Origin of the sequence: Pseudomonas fulva NBRC 16637 = DSM 17717 (assembly GCF_000730565.1) — a bacterium.
GTDB classification, from domain to species: Bacteria; Pseudomonadota; Gammaproteobacteria; order Pseudomonadales; family Pseudomonadaceae; genus Aquipseudomonas; species Aquipseudomonas fulva.
In genome coordinates this window covers 40,138-60,722 of sequence record NZ_BBIQ01000017.1, presented here as the reverse complement: position 1 = coordinate 60,722, position 20,585 = coordinate 40,138, and the positions used below count along the sequence as shown (strand labels likewise).

Sequence of the window (20,585 nt, the reverse complement as noted above, 5' to 3'; positions counted from 1 at the left end):
AGTGCCGGGCTTTTTGCATCCTGCGTCTGGAACCCGTTCCGGTTAGTCCCCTCGCGCGTGTCGGCATAGCCTCCTGAGTGTATTCATGAACACTGGAGGTATACGATGAATCACAAAGCGCACTCTTTTCTCGCGACACTGCATGCAGCTGATTGCCCGTTGAACACCTTCGACAGCATGACGAACGACAATGTGGTACTGGCAAGCCCCCTGACCACGCCCGGATATGCCGTGGACGGCGCCGCTACGCTGGGTGCACTGAATTGTTCCGAAGACGATTGGCACCACGGTCAAGAACTGGGGCTGGTCAATTTCGAGAAATCCTCTGCTGTCCTACCCCTGTTGCTGTATTTCCGGCACAGTGAGGACGGCTACCGCCTCTACGTTCGCAGCGGAGCACATCTTCGTAAGGGGATTTTCGCGACAACGCATGGTCTGGTGGAAGTGAAGCGCATCGAGCAGCAAGACCCTACCGCTTGGAAAATCACCGAGGCGTCGAGCGGTAACGCGTTTGATCTGACAACCAGCGAAGGTGACCAGGTCGATATCAAACTGGAAAGCAAGGCAGGGCCGTGGGGACGTCATGCGCTCTACCCTGTTGGCGACTATTCGGTATGTCACGCCAATGCAGTTGGCCGCTCGCTCAAATTGGTCATTCAGGAGCGGAATGTAGATTGGCTCAAGCCAGCGTAGCGCTTTGAATGATGATCGTCGGCTGAAGACCGATAGATTGCCCAGCGAGTAGCTGGGCTTTTTGCGCTGCGGGTCCAATCGTCTGTACGCGTGTCATCAGGGCCACGCACCGGCTGGGCAACGCCTCGCCAAGCACAGAACCTCGTTACTGAAACTGCCTGGATTCGATACAGTAAGTCAGCAAGTCCTGGTCACTGTCGACGTTGAGCTTGCGCATCGCCGACACCTTCTGGGCGCTGACTGTCTTGTTGCTGCGCGACAGTTGCCGCGCGATATCACCTACGGTCATGCCAGTGACAAAGAGCCGGACGACTTCGAGCTCCCTGGGGGACAGCTGATTGAAGCGGGCCTCGACCTTCACTGCTTCGCGTACCACGGATGTAGGTGGCGGCAACGGGCTTCGGTACCGACGCCGCTTGCGGATGGCACTCAGCGCTTTTTCGATTTCATCATGCAGGTGGTTTTTTTGAATGACCCCTGCCACACCCAGTTCCTGAAGCCGGGAAAGAATCAACCCATTGGAAATCATGGTCAGAATGAGGACCTGGGTGTCCGGGAAGTGACGCAGAATGTACTCGATGAGCTTGAAGCCATCTCCGTAGGTACAATCCCCCGGCATATTGAAGTCGGTGATCAGGGTGCGGGGGTTGTGCAGGCGCAGTTGATCGATCAATTCCGATGAGTTGGTGGCTTGACCGACGACTTTATAGCGCCCGATGCGTTGAACGACTTCACGCACCCCCAGCAGGACGATGGGATGATCGTCAGCGATGACAACCTTGTGATGAGGCATGCAGAATTACTCCATTAGGGGACAAGGCTCATCCGGGAATCTCGTCTGACAAGCGCTGCGCGACCTTGGCAAGCCGCCTGCACAGAGCACGGACTTGCCCGCCCAGGCGTGCGTCGAGCGGCAGCTCCTGCAACATGTTTTCCAGCCGTTGACATGCGCCGTACAACGCCGTGGCATTGATGCTGGCCAGTGCACCGCTCAAGCTGTGCAACCGTTGTTCGACCAGAACCGCATCGTGCTCGATCACCCCCTTCTCCAACTGCTCGATATCGCTGGCCAACGTCTGGGCAAGCAATTGGCGCATGGGCTGGGACAGTTGAATCCAGCCTGAAAAATCATCCCTGCCCGGGTCGGGTGCAACGTGAGTGTCAATCGTTCCAGGGCAGTGGTTCATCAGTACCTGCCGAAGGGTACCAAGGCTCAGAGGCTTGACTATCCACGCGGTCATACCCGCTTGCAGGCAGCGCTCACCTTCTTCGCGCAGCGCATTGGCGGTGATGCCGATGATGGGCGCTTCGACACCTGCCTCTCGCAGCGCGCGGGTCAGCTCGTAACCGTTCATCCTGGGCATGTTGATGTCGGTGATGACCATGTCGAAACGCTTGGATTGCCAAAGTTGAAGTGCCTGGTGGCCGTCAGCCGCGACGGTTGGGTAAGCCCCGATGGCTTCGAGCTGCTCACGCATGACCGCCTGGCTGACTGGGTTATCCTCAGCCACCAACACGCTCAAGTTCAACGGCGCAGACGGCGCCTGCGAACCCTCTTTCGGCACAGGCACCAAGACCGGCGAGGAGGCCACAATGGGCAAGCGTATGAACAGGGAAAAGCTGCTCCCCAGACCGGGCTCACTGACCACGCGCATGGTACCGCCCATCGACTCACTCAAGCGTGAACAGATGGAAAGCCCGAGCCCTGCACCCCCACCTTCCTGCCCTGCGGACACCTGATAGAACGGTTTGAACAGATGCTCCAGGGCTTTTTCAGGGATACCTTTTCCGGTGTCCGTCACTTGCCATTGCAACAACACATCCTGGTCGCTTCGCTCTTGAACGATCAGGCGCAGACGTACGCGTCCGGAGGGGGTGAACTTGATCGCGTTGCCCAGCAAGTTGTGCAGGATCTGCCTGATTCGCCCGGCATCTCCTTCCACCCGTGCAGGCACTTGTGCGTCGATTTCAGCCTCAAGTTGCAGCCCTTTACTTTGCGCTGTGGCCTCGAAACTGGCATGCGCATCGTCGACCAGCTGACGCGGATCGAATGCGGCATGCTCGAAGGCCATCTGCCCAGACTCGATCTTGGTCACATCCAGAACATTACTGATCAGCTGGAACAGGACTGTCGACGAGGTTTCGATGATTTGCAGGTAATGCCTCTGGCGTTCGCTGAGTTCGGTCAGCGACAGCAGCTCAAGGTTGCCCAGCACACCATAGAGCGGGGTTCTTATCTCATGGCTCATGGTGGCCAGGAAAACGGTCTTGGCTTCATTGGCAGCCGTTGCACGCTGGTGGGCCTGATTGAGCTGCAATTGCTCGCCAACGTGGCGGGTGATGTCGTTGCAGCCGCATAGAAACACGTCTTCTCCGTCATAACGGGTAGCGACCGCCACCACCTGGACGTAACGCCCATCCACCAGCAGGCACAGTTCGCCCGGCGCCTGGTCACCGTGGTTATCACGCAGCAGTTGCAGCACCGCTGCGGTAACGCCCAGTTGTACCGCGCATTCGTTTTCCAACAACACCCTGTGATCATGTCGCCTCACGACGCACAGCCCGACCGGCACGTTGTGAAGGATGATGCGGCTGAAGGCCTCGCTTTCTGCAAGCCGGACTTGTGCTCGTTGGGCGGGCCGAACAATGCGCGACTTGTACCAGTGATTGACCCAGAGCCCTAGCAGGATCGCAGCGATGATTGTCAACGCCAGGCCAAGCAGCGGCCATTTGGCGTAGCGCAGAAAGTCCCCGTAACTGATGGCATAAAGCCCAGTCCATGCGTCTCCCGACGACGACATCATCTTGAAACGCAAGCCGCTACGGTTGAAGCTCAGGCCAAGCGGCGCCAGATCACCCTTGCTGCGCTCTCCCATCAAGACCTTGCCATCCGGGGAAATCAGGGTGAACTGGTTGTAGACCGATAACCTGAGCACACGCTCGAATTCGTCGATCTGCTCCGTATCCATTACGGCAGCCAAGACCATTGTCCGGTCGCCCGTCGTACTCGGCTTGAGGGTGTGCTCAGCCCCCAACTTCAGAAGCGCCACCATGCGCAGGTTGTCATTGTAAAGGCGTGCTGGCGCTCGCACCCAGTGGACATGCTGATCGGGTAGCAGGTCGGGTTGAGCCAGTAAGTGCTCCAAGCGATCAACCACGGTCACATAATGGTGAGGCAACAGCGGCTGATGCTGACGTTGGTCGCCAGCCGCGGGGACGGCAATGCTCGCGCCGGTTCCCCGTTCGAGCACGAACAGCTGAGGCGATGCGTAGAACGAGCGGGCCCAGAACCCCCCGTAGTAGTCGGTCATACGCAACCCCAACCCCAAGGCGCCGCGTATCTCCTGAGCCCGAAAGTCGCCGGTGTAGGCCAGGGTGAAGGGCAAGGAGAGTTCGAAGCCTTTTGCCTTGACCAGTGTCTTGCCATCGACGCTGGTCGAATCGAGCATCATGACGCCCTGCTCCACCGGCGCAGGAAGCGCGCGACCGGCTGGCATGCTGTTGGCGAGATTGCGCAAGAAGATCTCATGCTCATGGATGATTTCGATCACCCGGGCAAAATGGAGCTCCAACCGCTGCTGTTCCGATTCCAGAAGGCGCGATACTGCCCAATAACAGGTACTGGACAACAGCAGCATGAGCCCGCTGAGCAGCAAGATGGCTTTGTTCAGGCGCTGAGAGCTGCGCGCAAGTTTATCCATGCGCAGGCTGGCATTTTTCATGGTGTTGATCGTCGACATCACGTTATGAAGATGAGAGTGCTCAAACAGACACAAAATTCATGCCATATGGCGGCACATTGCAGATGCTGAAACGTTTCTTCGCTAACTCACCCCTCATTCGGAGAGCTGTCCGTTCAGCAATGGGAGCATGCCGTCTCGGTTCACAGCCGGGGAGATGATGAACCCCTGCACCTGATGACACTGAGCCTTGCGGACAACTTCCAGCTCATCACGCGTTTCAACGCCTTCTGCTACTGTCACAAGCCCCAGTGCGCGGCCGAGGTGGACGGCACTGGCCAAAGCGATAGCCATGTCAGGATTGCTCGCACAACCACTGACCAGAGAGCGATCAATCTTCATTTCGGTGAAGGGCGTGGATACCAGGTTGGAATAGGAACTGTACCCCTTGCCGAAATCATCCTGGGCCAGGCCGAAGCCCATCATGCGCAGCCGGCACGTCCCTGCAAAGTAATCACTGGACCGTCGGGTGGTCGACGTTTCGGTCAGCTCGAAGGTGATGGTCCTGGGGTCGGCACCTCGCTCTCGGACCGTTCGGTACAACGTGTCGACCAGATCAGGACGGTCCAGCAGGTGTGTAGGCAGATTGATCGAGACCGGCAGCCTGTATCCTGCTGCGGCCCAGCGTGATTGAGCGGTGAGCGTTTGCTCAAGCATGTTGTACAGCAACGGCAAATCGAGCCTTGCAGATTCCAAATCGGCCAGAAATGCCCGCGGCAACAAAAGACCTTCGACCGGATGCAGCCACCTGGCCAGGGCCTCGGCACCGACGATCCTGCCGTCGAGCATGGATTTCTTGGGTTGAAACCACGCCTGGATCTCGCCCGCCTGCAGTGCACGGGTAAGCGCACTGACCGAATGGCCACCGGAACAGGATCGAGGTTGCAGATGGCCTTGATCGCAGGTGCTATCCATGTAGCGACGCAGTGCAGCGACATGATGACCCTGCACGGGCTTGCTGATCATGCCGGCCAGGCGGATACCGAGGTTTTCGGCGACCTTGCCAACGCCTGCGAGCACGCGCGCAGGGGCAGCGGTCATCAGCCCCAGCGCCGGAGGCGACGGTAGCAGGCTCATTCTCTGGATGAACTGTACCCCATCCAGTTGCGGCATCATCAGGTCAGTGACGACAAGGTGGAAGGCTTGATTGCGCAACTGCTCGATCGCCAGGTTGGCATCGGCTTGCAGCTCGACGTCGAACCCACCGACGGACCGGAACAGCTGAGCCAGGTACTGGTGTTGAAAGGGATGATCCTCGACGATCAAGACGCGGTGGATCATCAGGCCGAGCCCTTGCGATACGGCAGCAGGCACTGATAGAGCGCGTGCAGAGTGAAGGGCTTGACCAGAAACTGATCCATTCCGGCGCCCAGGCAACGCTCTGCCTCATCGAGCATGGCGTTGGCAGTTGCGCCGATGATGGGTAGGGCATGGCCCTGTTGGCGCAAGTTCTGCGCCAACTGATACCCGTTGAGTCTGGGCATGTTCACATCGGTCAGTACCAGGTCGAAGACCTCCTTCTGACACAGGGCCAGCGCTTGCTCGCCATCGTTGGCAAGGGTGACCGTGCAGCCGAGCTTCTCCAGTTGATCCCGCAGTATCAACTGGTTGATGACATTGTCCTCCGCCACCAGCACATGAATGCACAGTTTGGTTTCGATCATTGCCTGACGGGCCGTTGCGCTGTGTCGTGCCTCGATGCCCTGGGCCTGGCTCACCGCCTGGTTAAGGCACTGAAGATTGTTCAGCCCCACCTGCCAGTATTGAGCCGAAGGACGCGAAAGCGCGTGCTCATCGGCGCAGGCCAGTACCAATGGGCCAGGCCATTGCCTGATGACAGCCGAGCTGGCAGGCCCTGGACATAACTCGACCAGCACGATGCCCGGTTCATGACGGACGTCCGGCACGGCAATCACTTGCGCCCGGGCGCCCCAGCGACGTAGCCAGCCAGCGGCATGATCGGCCAGTTCGGGCACAGGTGAATAAACCATGACGCCCTGGTTGAGCAAAGGCTGGGCCCAGCTCTGGTCCTCATCGAGCGCCAATTGCCCCAGTGGCAGCGTGAACGAGAAGCTGCTGCCCAGACCCGGCTCGCTGAACACACGAATCGACCCGTTCATCAACTCGACCAGCCGCTTGCAAATGGACAGGCCAAGGCCGGTCCCTGCCACCGTGTTGGTACTGGGACCGCTCTGGAAGAACGGTTCGAACAAGTGTTGCTGGTCTTGCTCAGGGATGCCCTGCCCCGTGTCCACTACCTGCCAGCGCAGCATCATGCGATCACCTTCGACCCCAACCAGGTGAAGCCTGACCATGATTCGGCCACTGCGAGTGAACTTGACCGCGTTGCTAAGCAGATTGCCAAGGATCTGGCGCGTACGCGTCGTGTCACCCACTACCTGTTCAGGAAGCTGCGGATCCATGCAACTCAGCAACTGCAACCCTTTGGTGTGTGCGGCCCCCATATAGCCTTGCATGACGTCCTGGGTCAGCTCGACGGGTGAGAACGCACTGACCTCCAGCGCCAGCTGACCAGCCTCGATCTTGGACACATCCAGCACATCGCAGATCAGTTGCAGCAAGGTAGCCGATGAACCTTCGATGGCATTGAGGTACCCCCTTTGCTGGCTATCGAGGTGGGTGCGTGAAAGCAGTTCCAGCGTTGCCAGCATGCCGTAGAGCGGCGTGCGGATTTCATGGCTCATGGTGGCGAGAAACAGCGTTTTTGCTTCATTGGCAGCATCGGCCAGTGCCCTGGCCTGTTGCAGCGACAGCTCGGCGGTTTTTCGTTCGGTGATGTCGCTGAAGGCGCAGATCAGAACATCTTCACGTCGATAGCGGGTAGGTGCGTAACTCAGACACAGGTGACGGCCATCGGCCATTTGCAGCTCTTGTGTGCAACTGGTCTGCGCAGGCTTGCCGAACGCACGGGTAATCCAGTCCTGACAGACTCGGGTTCGCTCATCACCCATTACAAGCCACTGCTCGCTCAGCCGATTGGCCAGCACCACTGCACCGTCACTGCGGCGCAACACGCACAGCGCAACCGGGGCGGTGCGGATGACGGCACTGCTGAACGCTTCGCTCTCGACCAATGCCTCGATTCGAGCAGCTGCCGGGCGGATGAGTCGCACGTCGACCCGGCGGACCAGCCACAGCATCAACAGTGTGACGGCAACGCTGATCAGCACTGCCAGCCCGAACGGCAGAATCAGCGCCGGAATGATAGAGGCCAAGGGTGCGCTGTAGATGATCTGCCAGTCCGAATGGTCGAGCTGTTTGCGAATGGTCAGGCGGTCCGGGAGCCAATAGCCGCCCTCCCAACCGAAACCATCATCCACGCGCGTTGCCGTATGGCGCTGGGAAGTCAATTGCTGCTCGCGGTCCTTGCTGGCGATGATCTGGCTTGCGCTGTCGACCAGTTGGAAGTCACCAGCCTGCTCATGGCGCAACGCTGCGACCAACTGCGGGCCCTCTACTTCGAGCCCCAGCCAACCTGAAGCGCGGTCGCGCTCATCCATGGCAGTGAAAATGTAGAGCGAAGGCGGTTTATCGTCTCCAGGCTCCGCCAGCCAGATTTGCTCGTCCCCAGGTTCGCCGGTCGATCCACGCAGACGTTGCAGCACGGCGTTGGGGACCAGGGGTGGGACCTCAGGCCGGCTGTAGAGCCACTGCACCGAGGCATCCAGGGCGTGCGGCACGTAGACCAGGTTGGTCTGCTTGGCGCGTAGAAAATCCAGCATGCGTGGCGTCAGCCACAAGCTCCAGGTACCCCCGGGCTGACGGAGGAAAATGTGGACTTCCTCGCCTGGAATGTAGGTCTCGCTATCGCCCGCAGCAGCGGCGTGCTTGACCGTCGAGAGCCCCAGCGATCTGAGCAGGGTCTGACGGCTGACAAAGAAATCCTGAGCGTTGAAGATGGCCTCGTTCATGTACCTGCGCCGGGACGAAATCTCCTCGTTCAGGGTCATGCGCATGTAACCGTAGGCGCCGACATAGACACCCGCTACGAGGGTGATCGCAAACAGGCGTAAGAGATTACGCGCTGCAATAGGCGTCGACAGGTTCCACTGGGCGGCAGGTAACAGGTTGGCTAGCTTCATCCAGCCAGCCTAGGGGCGGCACCGACAGACCTGAATAGGACGAATCTCAATCTGGCGAGACGGTATGTGGCCTTACGGGCTGATGGACACCGCGTGCGTGATGGGCCGCTCACCGCGCTGCGCATTACCCTCATCATCCAGCCATGAAAAGCGAAACGTCGCGTCGCTCGGCGCGGTGGCCGGTGCCGTCTGATGCTGCGTACTGAACGGTGCCAGCATGGGCGCATCCAGAATGATCGAACGCTCGCCTTCGCCGATCTGTGCGTGGGAGAGGGAGATGTAGAACGGCGTCGGATTACGCAACTGCACACGGCGACCCTGGACCCTGACAACCAGGTGCGAAGGCGCTAGCTCGGCCTTGTTTGACAAACCCTTGGGCCGGTAGATGACTTTCAGCTGAGTGCGCAGGGTGATCGTCAGGCGCGTCGCGCCCTCCTCCAGCACCTCGCTTGGCCGAGGTGGAATCTCGTACACATTAAGCCAGTACAGCGACTCTCGGTCCTGGGCAAGCACCTGCCCGGTCGTCACGAGGCGCACGCTTCGCTGCTGTTGGGGTTCAAGCCTGAACATCGGAGGAAGCGGCATGATCGGTGCGCTTGCCGTGTCCGGGGTAACAGCCAGATCCCCATTGTCGATCCAGGTCTGGACCACGACCGGATAGGCGTTTTGATTGACCAGCGCCAGTGAGGTTTCGCGCTGGCCCTCATGCACGATGACCCTCGTACGCTCGGCAGTGACCCCAGCATCGGCGAGGGTGCTGATCAGCACGGCGACCAGCAGCAGCAGACGCTGCCCGCAGCTATTGAACACGTATCACCACCTGCGCTGTGGCCTCGACCCGGCCGGGCCTTACGGTAGGCATGGTGCCGGTGGAGAGTTTCTCCAGACGCGCTCGGAATGTCTCGGTGTACTGACCGATGCCATTGACGGTACCGGTCAGGTTGGCAGCGCTGCTGATCACCGGGTACCAACCCCGGCCAGCCGCGCCGCTGCCATTGGCAGAATCCTCATTGGCCAGCAAATTGATGGGCGCACCGTCGCGCAGCAACTGTATGCCTACTCCCTGCGCCACACCTGCCTGGCCATAACGGTCCGCCAGCAGGTAGGTAAGGCCGCCCTGGGCATTGACCAAACCCAGGGAAGACGACGCAGCCAGGGCACCGGATGAAACCTTGATGCCAATGGCCGTGCCGTTGGCGCTGGTGCTGTTGACGATGTTGCTCTGGCAGCGAAAGTTGATCTGAAAAGGCATTTCGCGGCGCCCGCCCGCGTTGATCTCGCTCACGCTGATCGAGGGAAACACCACATAGGGGGTGACACTGGTGACGCTGCAGGTGGGGTAACGCTTGAGCGTGACCTTGTTGTACAAGCCCAACGCTCCCGGCCAGTTTCCGTACCAGCCACTCCAGTTTCCATAGTGCGTTTGACCCACTGTTGGATAGGCCAGCCCTGGCCCCTTGATGGCGATATAGGCCGCCGCCTGTGCGTAGGCGTAGAGCTGCGATGGGACGGTTTCGCTGTAGTAGTTGTAACTGGGGTCTTTCGGTGCACTGTATAGCTCCGCGCGTACGGCACTGAGGTTCTTGGCCTTGACCAACTGGAAGCCGCGAGAATCGATGTCCAGGCCAGTGAGCCTGCGCTCACGCCAAATGTGGGTGAAAGGCTCGCCGCTTTCGAGATGAAATAGCTTCAACAGCACATTCGGCCAGGCTGTCCTGTAGGCGTCTTGCAAACCAATACTTTGGCCGACGCTGTCACCCCCTTGGTACCAACCGCTGTAGAGGTCATCGCCATTGGTGGACCACATTTCGTAAACCGCATCTTGCCCCGCGCAGCGAAAAAATACGTACTCCGGATTGTAGCCAGCGGTCACACCATACTGCGTGAAGGGCACTACGGAACTCGCAATCAACGTGCCATAGGGTTGAAAGCTTGGATCACTGACGTTGATCACACTCGGTAAGCCCAATGATCCATTGCAGGTATCGCACGCCCCGGCCCAGCTGCCGGCAGTTCCCTCACCAGGCCTGATAGCAGTGTTGGCCGTGGTAGTGGCGCCCCCCACAGAGGTCACTTTGTAGCAGGTCGCCCAGGCGTGCTGAACGGTTACGAACATGAAGGCTGCCAATAGCCAGGCCCTGAGCGTCATGTGGGTTCCTCGTTAGGCGTGCATATACTTTTCAGATGAATGAAGCCCTGGCTGTCATGGGCGTTGCTGCTGTTGACGTCGAAGGGCAACAGGCATGCCTGGTCAGGGCCTGCGCCCCAGCGAACCTGCAGGCGCCCGCTATCAGCCTGGGCGCGTGCATACACCTGCCCTCCCTGCCCCACCATGCCAATGATGGTGCCGTGCTCATCCAGCACATCGGCGCCCAGCGCGATAGCCCCACCGCCCGGCAAGCTGGCCTGGATCAACAAGGCATGGCCGAGCAACGTCTTGAAATCCACCACCACCGCAGCACCGGCGTAGGGCGCGACCTTTCGCTCCGTTTCGATCAGCTCGGCCTGATCACCCATGCCGCTGGGGTCGAGCCCTACCGGGTTGTACCGGTAGGGCGACAACGAAGGCACCAGCGCATAGCCATCAGCGTTCACACGAGCCCCCTGCCCGCCCCGGATGGTCGCGCCACCTGCGCCTTTGGCCCGCACCAGCGCGAAGGTGTCGCCCACATAAGGCCCCAAGGTCAGACCGCCTTCATGCAAGACAGCTGCACCGCGAATGCCGCCATTGATTTGCCGGTAATCGGCGCTTTGCGAGTAGCCACCGTTGAAGGTGGCAACGGCGCTCTGTGCCTGGAGATTGCCAGTCCAGTTCGTCCCGCGTCCGGCGCTGTCACGACTGGCTGCGATTGCGTAGCTCATGTCGCGTTGGGCGCCCAGGGTGCCGTTGATCCCCGTCTGGAGACTGCTGCCCCGGGTATCACCTGAGCGCTGCGTCAGCATCGAGCTGATGCTCGGTGCCCGGGTCGAGTTGCCCAGGGGCATGGAGAACGTCAGCGTCAGGGTGTTGGTACGACTGCTGGTGTCGCGCTGGTCTGCCGGGTTTGCGAAATCGGGCACGGCACTGGTTACCGTGTCCCGGTACCACGTCGTGCGCTGGCGTGAATAGGCCAGGCTGTAATTGAGCTGCCGCCAGGTGTTGGAATAACCGAACTGCACCTGCGTATCACGGCTTTTGCCGTCGTAATAGTCGCTGCTCGAGCCAGACAGGTACAGGTTTCCGTACCCCCCCAGCCCCTGGTTGACCAGCAAGGTCAGCTGGTTACGCTGCTTGAAACTGGTCGAGTCCCAACTGTCACCGCGCTCGGAGGCCTGCCGCGCACCTAGCGCATCGGCCAGATCCCGGTACCCTTGGGTTGAGTATCGATAGCCGGCAAGGTTGAGGGTGGTGTTGGTTGGCTGGAAGGTACGGCTGTAGCTAAGCCCCATGCGCCAGCCTTGCTTGCGCTGTTGGTTTTCAACGGTGGCGCTGGAAAACGTGCTGTTGACCCCGAAGGCACCATAGGGCGTTGCCAGTACGCCACCGCCCAGCACGGCGAGATAATCCTGCGCTACCCGAGCGCCCAGGTTGGCGGAAAGTGCATTGCTAAGGCCCCGTTGATAAGTGGCCTCGGCAAAAGCCCCTTGGTTCGCGCCCGTCTGGCGTACCTCACCGAGCGTGGTGCTGTAGCGAGAGATACCCGGACGGATGGAGTCGGGCACCGCCGCATAGGGGACAGTGAAGCGCGTGACGCTGCCGTCGGCCTCGATTACCTGAACGTCCAAGTCACCGTTGTAGGCCGTACCGTACAGATCGTCGATGACAAAGGGACCCGCCGCCACTGTGGTTTCATGCACCTTGCGGCCGTTCTGGCTGATTACCACGCGCGCGTTGCTCACCGCCGTGCCGCGCACTTGTGGGGCATATTGACGCTGAGAGTCGGGCAGCATGCGATCGTCGCTGGCCAGGCGCACGCCTCGAAAGCCGATGCTACCGAACAGGTTGCCCTCGGTAAAACTGTCACCGACCGTCAGTTCGCTCTGCCAAGGGGCAATGGCACGCTGGGCATAGGTGCGAATGCTGTTCCAGCGGCTGACCGCGGCGCCGCCGAAGCTTGAGTAGCTGTAGTTGGACTGATGCCGCAAACGCCAGAGCCCAACGTTCACCCCCGTGTTCAGGCCCAGGTAACCGTAATTGGCCGCCTCGCTTGCTGAGGCTTCGTAGCGCGAGTTGTACAGGCTTGCTTCGTAGTTGACGAAGCCCATCGTACCGCCTGCGTCCCAGTCCTGCGGATCGACGTAGCCGCGCGGCTTGATGTCGAGCAATGCCTGGGGCACGGAGAGGTCCAGGCGCAAGCGGGCTGAGTCATATTGGAACGTTGACCCTGGTAGCCGCGTGCTCAGCGCCAGGCACTGGCCCGCGTCGGCGGTAGGGGTTTCAAGCTTGCGGGCGTTCATGTGTCGATGCAAAAACCGTTCGGAAAAACAAGGTTCGACAGCATCGTCTTGCAGTCGAAAACTCACTTCGCTTCGGTTCACGTAGTGCGTGTTCACGTACACATCGACCAGGTAAGTACCCGGGTCGATCTGCTGCACCCGATTGAAGCGCTCCAGGCTGCCACCGGCCAGCCCCGAGCCCAGCAACAGGCTGTCGTCGAAACGGTAGTCGCCTTCGCCGTGGGCCAGCCGGGCCATCATCCAGGCAATGCTGCCCAGCAGGACCGAGGTGCGCCGCACATTAGCGCTGCAAGGCATGAGTGATGCCCACACGTGCACCATAGTCGTTGATCAACTGCGCCGTGAGCTGCGGCGCTGTACCTGTGAGCGCTCCGGTAGCCTCTGGCGTCCAGTGCACCGAGCCGTAGGGCGGCACCATGGCAGCATGGAGTTTCACCTGTCTGTTGCCGACAGTGATCGTCGCAGCCCCGAACGAGGCATAGAAGCCCGTCGGATTATCGACGAGCACTTGCCAGCTGGCGCCGTTTTCGACCAGCCTGAAGCGTAGTTTTTCAGGCAACTGCTCGACCGCGCCTGCGATGCCAGCAGGCCGGTAGAACAGCTTCAGGCGATTGCGCAGGATCAGCAGCATCTGGCTTCTGTCGGCCTGTGCAGCGTTGCGCGGGGGGATCTGGAGCACGTTCAGATAGAACACCGACTCCCGGTCCTGGGGGAGCGCGGCGCCGGTATATATGAGCCTCAGGGATTGTCCGCTGCCCGAAGCCACGCGTGACACGGCCGGATTGACCATGAACGGAGCCTTGGCGGTTTCAGGTGTGGAGGCGGGGTCATCGACGTCCACCCAGGCCTGCACCACATTGGCGAAGGGGTCCTGGTTGGTGAGCTGCAGGGTTTTTTCCTTCGCATTTCCGGGATAAATGACCCGCGTCCCCGTCACTACCACGCTGGCCTGGACGAGGGTGGCGCCCGTCATGCCGAGCACGAAGGCAAGCGCAATGGCGACCAGCCTGAACCGGCCCACTGGCAAAGTTCTCATGCAGATACCTCGAAGGCCTGCCGCTCTGGATACGAGCCCCATGGCGGCAGTCGGAAAAAGTGGCGTGCGCCAATCACTCGTAACGCAGGGTGTAAGTAACGGCTCCAAGGACAGGGCCTGCCGTAACGGTGGCGGCCTCGGACACGTAACGCACGGCATAATCGTGGCTTGTGGAGGTCTGGCCGGAACTCAGGATGATTTGTCCGGCGGTGACGGCTGCACCACCTGCCAGGTCCACCGGGCTGCCGCCGGGTGCGTCGAGCAACTGCAATGCAACGCCGGTCGCGCCATTGGTGGCGGTGTTGGTCAGGTTGCCCAGCGATGTCGGGTTGGTAGCCTGGAACAGCGTGGTGAATTGCTCGTTGGCGTCGGTCGGCGCGGCGCAGCCGGTCAGGCGCAGGGTGAATTGGGTTTCCCCGGTGTTTTTGCCGATGCTGCCGTTCAGCGCACTGGCCGGAACGCTTTGCATGACAACGGTTGGCTCGGTGTTGCCATCGACGACAGCCGAGCAGGTCTGGTCGGTGACCTCGCCGCTGAACGTGATGGTGTTGGCCGCGTTCGCCAGGCCAGGCACGGCCAGGGTTGCAGCTGCAGCAAAAGCGATAGCGCGAATATTCATTACAGCGTCCTGTGGTTGTTATGTGGGCTGCGCATAGAATGCAGCCCTGGCGCTGTTGGATAACTCAGACGAGTCTTAAAACGGCTACACGCGCTCAATTGCCGCATCCCCCTGCAGCGCTGCGCCTTTTTCCAAGCAGGTACGCTCTTGACCAAAGACCAACTCGAAACCCGGCAGACACCCGTGTATTTCGCCACCGTGCTGGCAGCCATCGCCTTCGGCCTTGTAGCCGATACCACTAGCGCTGTTCTGGAAGCACTGATCACACCAGCCATCGCCGTGCTGATGTACGCCATGTTCCTGCAAATCCCCTTTCTGCACCTGCGCGCAAGCCTGGCAAATCGGCGGTTCATGACAGCCTTGCTCCTGGCCAATTTTGTGCTGGTGCCCGTCCTGGCTTGGGCGTTGACCCGTGGGCTGACAGGCCACCCGGCCTTGCTCATCGGCGCCCTGCTGGTCCTGCTGGCACCCTGCATCGACTACGTGGTGGTGTTCACGCACATGGGCAAGGGCGATGCACGGCTCATGCTGGCCGCAACACCCGTGCTGTTGCTGCTGCAACTGGTGCTTCTGCCGCTTTACCTGACGCTCATGATCGAAGAGGACCATGCGATAAGCCTGACGGTCGGGCCTTTCGTGCAGGCGTTCTTGCTGATGATCGCCGTGCCATTGGCCTTGGCGGTGCTGACCAGTGCACAGGTGGCCAAATCAGAGCGGGTCAGTCGCTGGAACGACGCCTGGGCGTGGATGCCCGTGCCGGGGATGGCACTCGTGCTGTTCGTGGTGATCGCTTCGCAGATCGGCATGGTATTGCACAGGCTGGACCAATTGCTGCCGGTGGTGCCGGTGTACCTGGGCTTTGCGCTTTTGGCACCGGTCATTGGCTGGGCGACGGCAAGGTTGATGGGCTTGCCTGTACAACAAAAGCGCGCCGTGATGTTCAGTGCTTCGACGCGCAATTCGTTGGTAGTGTTGCCGTTGGCGCTCGCCTTGCCAGAGCAGATACGAACGCTGGCAGCAGCGGCGGTGATCACGCAGACATTGGTCGAGCTGATCTGCGAGTTGGTGTACGTGCGGGCGATTCCAGTGATCGCCCGCACGTAGGCGGCTTCAGCTGACCACGTGCAGGTAGTGCAGGTGGCGCTCGTACTGGTCGAGGATGTCGCCGATCACATCTTCACGGCTCCAGCCCATGACGTCGTAGTCCTGCCCACCCTGGCGCAGGTACACCTCCGCACGGAAATACTTGCGTGAATCATTGCTGTCGTCGGTTTCGCGCAACACGAAGCTCGGGGTGTTGAACGCACGCGGGCGCACTTCGTACCGGAAACGGCCTTCGCCAGCATGGGACAGTTCCAGTGCAACGCGGCCGTCTTCACGTTCATCGACAGTGACGTCATAGCCCTGCTTGCGCAGTTCCTGAGCAACTTCCTCGCAGGCTGGCTTCACCACCTCACCAATGAACCGGGTGACGTGAGCGCGACGCGGCATCATGGCGATGTTGCGCAGACGGCGCTGCCATCCACCGTGGTTCTGCCGGTGCTGACGCTGGCCAGGTAGCGCCTGTGTGCGCAGGCCGCGGCGCGTGGCGTCCATGCCTAATGCCTTGAACAGCCCCCACATGGCCACCAGCAGGATGATCGCAAAGGGTAAGGCACTGGCGATAGTGGCCGCCTGCAACGCCTTCAATCCATTGGCCAACAGCAGGGCAATGGCCACCGCGCCAGTTGTGATCGACCAGAACACGCGTTGCCACAACGGCGATTGCCCCTTGCCGGTGGAGGCCAGCATGTCGATGACCAATGCACCCGAGTCGGCGGAGGTGACGAAGAACACCACCACCATCAGCACTGCCACCATGGAAATGGCCGTTGACCAAGGGAATTGTTCAAGGAATGCAAACAGGGCCAGTGAACTGTCCTTGTCCACCACCGCCGCGAGTTCCTTGACACCCCCATGCAGAATCATATGGATGGCCGAGTCGCCGAATACCGTCATCCACAGCAGGGTGAAACCGGCAGGCACGAACAAGACGCCGCAGACGAACTCACGAATGGTCCGGCCACGCGAGATGCGTGCGATGAACAACCCGACAAAGGGCGACCAGGAAAGCCACCAGCCCCAGTAGAGCAGGGTCCAGCCACCAATCCAGTCGGTGGGTTCGTAGGCGAAGAGGTTGAAGGTCTTGCTGACGATGTCAGACAGATACGCGCCAGTGTTCTGCACATACGCTTGCAGCAGAAATACCGTCGGCCCTACGGTGAGCACGAACAGCATCAGTATGGCGGCAAGGCCAAGATTGACCTCGGACAGAATCCGGACGCCCTTGTCGAGCCCGCTCGCTACCGAGAGCGTGGCCAAGGTACACGTCACGGCAATGAGGATCACCTGGACGGTCGTGTTGATCGGCAAGTCGAACAACTGGTTGAGGCCGCTGTTGATCTGCAGCACGCCGTAGCCCAGCGATGTCGCGACCCCGAAAACCGTACCCAGAATGGCGAAGATGTCTACGGCATGGCCGATGGGTCCGTAGATGCGCTCACCGATCAGCGGATACAGTGCTGATCGCAGCGTCAGCGGCAGGCCGTTGCGGAAACTGAAGTAGGCCAGGATCAACGCCACCATGGCGTAAATGGCCCATGCATGCAGCCCCCAGTGGAAGAACGTGATGTTCATGGCCTCCCGGGCAGCGGCAACGGTGTTGGGGTCGCCCACAGGGGGGTTGATGAAATGCATGACCGGCTCGGCTACGCCAAAGAACATCAGGCCGATGCCCATACCGGCAGAGAAGAGCATGGCGAACCAGCTCTTGTTGCGGTAATCCGGCTCGCTATGGTCAGGCCCGAGCTTGATATCGCCATATCGACTGATGGCGAGGAAGACCACGCAGATCAATATCAACGCGACAGACAGAATGTAGAACCAGCTGGCATTGGTGATGATCCATTGCTGAACCGCTTCGAACACACCTTGGGCATGCTCTTGAAACAAAGTGGCATACAGCACCAATAACAGGATCAGTACGGCACTGGTGAAAAAGACAGGTGGGTTGATGGTGCTCGTGCGTTGTTGTTCTTCAGGCATAGGCATTGCTCCTTCTGACGTTCAGCGCTGCGCTCCATGGTTGGGCAGTCAGAACACGACTGCCCGTGGCGCATGATGAATGGAAGATGCTGAAACCTTACCGTCAGTTCCAGCATTTCCCAAACTTAAACGCTTCGTTTGCCTTGCAGATGCTCTGGAACCCGTCAGCCGAGGCTTAATTTGAGCTCGGCAATGTGCTCAGGGCCAATGCCGCAGCAGCCACCTACCAGGCTGGCGCCGCGTGCGCGCCAGTCCTTGGCCCAGGCCAGGTAGCCCGGTGGGTCCAGGTCTTCGCGCAGTTCGTCCAGCCCGTCGTTGGCGGTGGCTTCCTTGGGCTGGGGCGGGAAGGCATTGGCATAGGCACCGATGGCGACTTCTCCACCCTGCTGATCGATGACCGAACGGGCGACATCGATGGCCGCGCCGATCACTTCTGGCTGGCTGCAGTTGAACAGCACCGCTGCCGCGCCGAGCTCGATCACCGCTTGCACCGCCTCGGCCACCGGCTCACCGGAGCGCAGGCGCGGCACCGTATCGACGTCTTCGTCCTGCAAGGTGAAGGACACCCAGAACGGGCGACCGTCCTCGGGCAGGTGGGCACGTATGGCGCGCACTTCAGCGATCGCGCTCTGGGTTTCGGCAAGCCACAGGTCAACGTGTGGCGCCAGGCCCTCTAGCAGCGGCCGCAGGACTTCCTCGACGCGCTCAGGCTGGAACAGGTCGGGACGATAGGACCCGAACAACGGCGGCAGCGAACCGGCCACCCTCACCGGGTGCGGGCCGGTGTCGGCCGCGTGGCGGGCCAGTTGACCGGCGACATTGGCCAACTGCCGGCCCTCTTCGGCAAAGCGCGCTTCACCAATGTGGAAGGGGACGACCGCATAGCTGTTACTGGTGATGACCTGGGCACCTGCGGCAATGAACGCCGCGTGCACCCCCACCACCGCTTCCGGGGCCTCGGTCAACGCCAGTGCGGACCACTCTGGCTGGCGGAACGGCGCACCGCTGCGCTGCAGTTCGCGGCCCATGCCACCGTCGAGAATCACCATCGCTCGCTCTTTCATATAACTACTCTGAAGGTGCTTATGAATAAAATTCATTATGTGGGTTGGATATATAACTATTTAATACCCTAATACTCATTTGGCCAACACTTCAGGTATGAACATGCGTTTTTCCACATTGCTCGGTGCAGGCCTTGCGCTGCTTGCGACCGCCACTCAGGCTTTTGCCGGCGCTACGCTGGAGCGGGTCGAATCACGCAAGGAACTGGTCAATGTGCTGATGGAGAGCTATCCCCCGTTCTCGTTCCTCAATGACCAGAACCAGCTCGACGGCTTTGACGTGGATGTTGCCAAGGCGGTGGCGGATAAACTGGGCGTGAAGCTGCGCCTGGAGACCCCTTCCTGGGATGTAATCGCCGCCGGTCGCTGGAGTGGGCGCTACGACATCTGCATCTGCTCGATGACCCCCAGCAAGGCCCGCGCCCAGGTGTTCGACTTCCCGGTGGAGTACTACGCCTCCCCGGCCGTCATCGTGGTCAATGCCAAGGATGAGCGCATCCACGGTGCAAAGGACCTGGACGGGCGCAAGGTCGGCCTGACCAGCGCGTCGAGCTATGAAAGCTACCTGAACAAGAACCTGGTCATCGAGGGTGACGAAGAACGCGCCCTCGACTACCCCTTCGATTTCGTGCAGATCGCCCCGTATGACACCGACAATGTGGCGTTCCAGGACCTTGGGCTGGGCGCGGGCGTGCGCCTGGATGCGATCCTGACCAACCTGGTCACGGCCAAGCCGCGCCTGGACCAGGACAAACGCTTCAAGCTCGCCGGTGCGCCGCTGTATGAAGAACCCAACTCGGTCGCCATCGAGAAGGGCGACCCGGAGTGGGATGCCAAAGTTCGCCAGGTGTTCGCCGAACTCAAGGCGGACGGCACCCTGAGCAAGCTCTCGCAGAAGTGGATCGGCGCCGATATCAGCAAATGAGCACCTTTACGCCCTCCCCCAAGCCCGTGGCCAATACCACGGGCACACGCCTGCTGGGTTTTCGCACACGGTTGATGCTCACCTGGCTGGTGATGTTCGCCCTGTTCGTCGGGTTCTTCCTGAGCTTCGACCTCAAGTTCTCGATCATCCTGGAGAAGTTTCCTAACCTGGCCGGTTTCAAACTGGGACCCAATGGTTTTCTGCAGGGCGCAGCGCTGACGCTGTTCCTGTGCATGTGCTCGATGGTGGTGTCGGTGGCGCTGGGCTTTGCCGCCGCGCTGGCACGCTTGTCCGGCAGCGCGGTGCTGGTGGGTGTTGCCAGTTTCTACACGTCTTTTTTCCGTGGTACACCGCTGCTGATCCAGATTCTGCTCATTTACCTGGGGTTGCCCCAGATAGGCCTGGTGCCCGGCGCGATCAGTGCCGGTATCATCGCCCTGTCGCTGAACTACGGCGCCTATCTCAGTGAGATCTTTCGCGCAGGCATCCTGGGTGTTGCCCGAGGCCAACGCGAAGCGGCGCTGGCGCTGGGCATGCGCCCGCCGCAGATTTTTTGCCACATCGTACTGCCGCAGGCCATGCGGGTGATCATCCCGCCAACCGCCAACCAGTTCATCTCCATGCTCAAGGATTCGTCGTTGATCTCGGTGATGGGGGTGTGGGAAATCATGTTCCTGGCCCAGTCCTACGGACGGTCGAGCTACCGCTACCTGGAAATGCTGACCACCGCTGCCGTGATCTACTGGGTGCTGTCGATCGCGCTGGAGCTGGTGCAGGCGCGCCTTGAGCGGCACTACGGCAAAGCCTATCAGCGCTGAAGGTGCGTAGCGCCTGCCCCGGCCACTGCGCAGGGGCGAGCGTAGCAATCAATCGCCAGTCAGACG

General features: G+C 60.4%; 15 protein-coding genes. 4 read left to right on the top strand and 11 right to left on the bottom strand.

All coding sequences use genetic code 11. The annotated features are described in order from the left end of the window. The first annotated feature begins 105 nt into the window (after window positions 1-105). On the top strand, window positions 106-693 hold the full coding sequence (locus PFU01S_RS16545; protein WP_028688083.1) for a hypothetical protein: 588 nt from the start codon (window positions 106-108) through the stop codon (window positions 691-693). 145 nt (window positions 694-838) lie between these two features. Here PFU01S_RS16545 and PFU01S_RS16540 read toward each other — a convergent pair whose 3' ends face one another. The 9 genes from PFU01S_RS16540 to PFU01S_RS16500 all read right to left on the bottom strand — a co-directional run bounded on the left by PFU01S_RS16540 (window position 839) and on the right by PFU01S_RS16500 (window position 14,628). Then, a complete protein-coding gene (locus PFU01S_RS16540) occupies window positions 839-1,486 on the bottom strand; it encodes a response regulator (protein ID WP_027915484.1) in 648 nt (215 codons plus the stop codon). Window positions 1,487-1,514: 28 nt separating this feature from the next. Beyond that, window positions 1,515-4,415 carry an ATP-binding protein gene (locus tag PFU01S_RS16535; RefSeq protein ID WP_028688082.1) on the bottom strand — a complete coding sequence of 967 codons (2,901 nt, stop codon included), beginning with the start codon at window positions 4,413-4,415 and terminating at the stop codon, window positions 1,515-1,517. A 114-nt stretch (window positions 4,416-4,529) separates the two neighbouring features. Then, window positions 4,530-5,714, bottom strand: coding sequence for an EAL domain-containing response regulator (locus tag PFU01S_RS16530; RefSeq protein ID WP_028688081.1), 1,185 nt, complete (start codon window positions 5,712-5,714; stop codon window positions 4,530-4,532). Continuing rightward, window positions 5,714-8,536: an ATP-binding protein gene (locus PFU01S_RS16525; protein WP_028688080.1), complete on the bottom strand. Its 2,823-nt coding sequence runs from the start codon at window positions 8,534-8,536 to the stop codon at window positions 5,714-5,716. Before PFU01S_RS16525 ends, PFU01S_RS16530 begins: the two co-directional genes overlap by 1 nt. A 72-nt stretch (window positions 8,537-8,608) precedes the next feature. Then, window positions 8,609-9,346 carry a fimbrial biogenesis chaperone gene (locus PFU01S_RS16520; protein ID WP_033737260.1) on the bottom strand — a complete coding sequence of 246 codons (738 nt, stop codon included), beginning with the start codon at window positions 9,344-9,346 and terminating at the stop codon, window positions 8,609-8,611. Then, entirely contained in the window at window positions 9,336-10,685 is a 1,350-nt protein-coding gene (locus PFU01S_RS16515) for a fimbrial protein (RefSeq protein ID WP_042139696.1), read from the bottom strand. The genes PFU01S_RS16520 and PFU01S_RS16515 overlap by 11 nt, the downstream gene beginning before the upstream one ends. Beyond that, entirely contained in the window at window positions 10,682-13,213 is a 2,532-nt protein-coding gene (locus tag PFU01S_RS16510) for a fimbria/pilus outer membrane usher protein (protein ID WP_248694615.1), read from the bottom strand. The genes PFU01S_RS16515 and PFU01S_RS16510 overlap by 4 nt, the downstream gene beginning before the upstream one ends. 40 nt (window positions 13,214-13,253) lie before the next feature. Next, window positions 13,254-14,009, bottom strand: a complete 756-nt coding sequence (locus PFU01S_RS16505; protein WP_028688077.1) for a fimbrial biogenesis chaperone — start codon at window positions 14,007-14,009, stop codon at window positions 13,254-13,256. Window positions 14,010-14,082: 73 nt separating this feature from the next. Continuing rightward, complete coding sequence (locus PFU01S_RS16500; protein ID WP_028688076.1) at window positions 14,083-14,628, bottom strand: fimbrial protein; 546 nt, start codon at window positions 14,626-14,628, stop codon at window positions 14,083-14,085. A gap of 147 nt (window positions 14,629-14,775) precedes the next feature. Here PFU01S_RS16500 and PFU01S_RS16495 point away from each other — a divergent pair, with 147 nt between their 5' ends. Further along, window positions 14,776-15,732 (top strand): arsenic resistance protein, encoded by a 957-nt coding sequence (locus PFU01S_RS16495; RefSeq protein WP_028688075.1) that lies wholly within the window; start codon window positions 14,776-14,778, stop codon window positions 15,730-15,732. Window positions 15,733-15,738: 6 nt separating this feature from the next. On the opposite strand, the gene betT is transcribed toward PFU01S_RS16495, so the two are convergent. Together betT and PFU01S_RS16485 are read right to left on the bottom strand one after the other, a co-directional pair. Continuing rightward, the gene (betT, locus tag PFU01S_RS16490; RefSeq protein ID WP_027915494.1) at window positions 15,739-17,712 is read right to left on the bottom strand and encodes a choline BCCT transporter BetT; all 1,974 of its coding nucleotides are present in this window, start codon (window positions 17,710-17,712) and stop codon (window positions 15,739-15,741) included. A gap of 164 nt (window positions 17,713-17,876) precedes the next feature. After that, window positions 17,877-18,761 (bottom strand): homocysteine S-methyltransferase family protein, encoded by an 885-nt coding sequence (locus PFU01S_RS16485; RefSeq protein ID WP_027915495.1) that lies wholly within the window; start codon window positions 18,759-18,761, stop codon window positions 17,877-17,879. Between the two features lie 118 nt (window positions 18,762-18,879). On the opposite strand from PFU01S_RS16485, the gene PFU01S_RS16480 reads away from it, so the two are divergent. Beyond that, window positions 18,880-19,701 (top strand): ABC transporter substrate-binding protein, encoded by an 822-nt coding sequence (locus PFU01S_RS16480; protein WP_028688074.1) that lies wholly within the window; start codon window positions 18,880-18,882, stop codon window positions 19,699-19,701. Continuing rightward, the gene (locus PFU01S_RS16475; protein WP_028688073.1) at window positions 19,698-20,519 is read left to right on the top strand and encodes an amino acid ABC transporter permease; all 822 of its coding nucleotides are present in this window, start codon (window positions 19,698-19,700) and stop codon (window positions 20,517-20,519) included. Before PFU01S_RS16480 ends, PFU01S_RS16475 begins: the two co-directional genes overlap by 4 nt. The last annotated feature ends 66 nt before the right edge of the window (window positions 20,520-20,585 follow it).

What these genes read in the sequence shown, in the direction of transcription:
- PFU01S_RS16510 (WP_248694615.1), bottom strand. Translation starts at nt 13,213, where the DNA reads ATGATGGCCCGGCTGGCCCACGGCGAAGGCGACTACCGTTTCGACGAC.
- PFU01S_RS16500 (WP_028688076.1), bottom strand. Translation starts at nt 14,628, where the DNA reads ATGAATATTCGCGCTATCGCTTTTGCTGCAGCTGCAACCCTGGCCGTG.
- PFU01S_RS16525 (WP_028688080.1), bottom strand. Translation starts at nt 8,536, where the DNA reads ATGAAGCTAGCCAACCTGTTACCTGCCGCCCAGTGGAACCTGTCGACG.
- PFU01S_RS16505 (WP_028688077.1), bottom strand. Translation starts at nt 14,009, where the DNA reads ATGAGAACTTTGCCAGTGGGCCGGTTCAGGCTGGTCGCCATTGCGCTT.
- PFU01S_RS16530 (WP_028688081.1), bottom strand. Translation starts at nt 5,714, where the DNA reads ATGATCCACCGCGTCTTGATCGTCGAGGATCATCCCTTTCAACACCAG.
- PFU01S_RS16485 (WP_027915495.1), bottom strand. Translation starts at nt 18,761, where the DNA reads ATGGTGATTCTCGACGGTGGCATGGGCCGCGAACTGCAGCGCAGCGGT.
- betT (WP_027915494.1), bottom strand. Translation starts at nt 17,712, where the DNA reads ATGCCTGAAGAACAACAACGCACGAGCACCATCAACCCACCTGTCTTT.
- PFU01S_RS16535 (WP_028688082.1), bottom strand. Translation starts at nt 4,415, where the DNA reads ATGAAAAATGCCAGCCTGCGCATGGATAAACTTGCGCGCAGCTCTCAG.
- PFU01S_RS16480 (WP_028688074.1), top strand. Translation starts at nt 18,880, where the DNA reads ATGCGTTTTTCCACATTGCTCGGTGCAGGCCTTGCGCTGCTTGCGACC.
- PFU01S_RS16540 (WP_027915484.1), bottom strand. Translation starts at nt 1,486, where the DNA reads ATGCCTCATCACAAGGTTGTCATCGCTGACGATCATCCCATCGTCCTG.
- PFU01S_RS16475 (WP_028688073.1), top strand. Translation starts at nt 19,698, where the DNA reads ATGAGCACCTTTACGCCCTCCCCCAAGCCCGTGGCCAATACCACGGGC.
- PFU01S_RS16545 (WP_028688083.1), top strand. Translation starts at nt 106, where the DNA reads ATGAATCACAAAGCGCACTCTTTTCTCGCGACACTGCATGCAGCTGAT.
- PFU01S_RS16515 (WP_042139696.1), bottom strand. Translation starts at nt 10,685, where the DNA reads ATGACGCTCAGGGCCTGGCTATTGGCAGCCTTCATGTTCGTAACCGTT.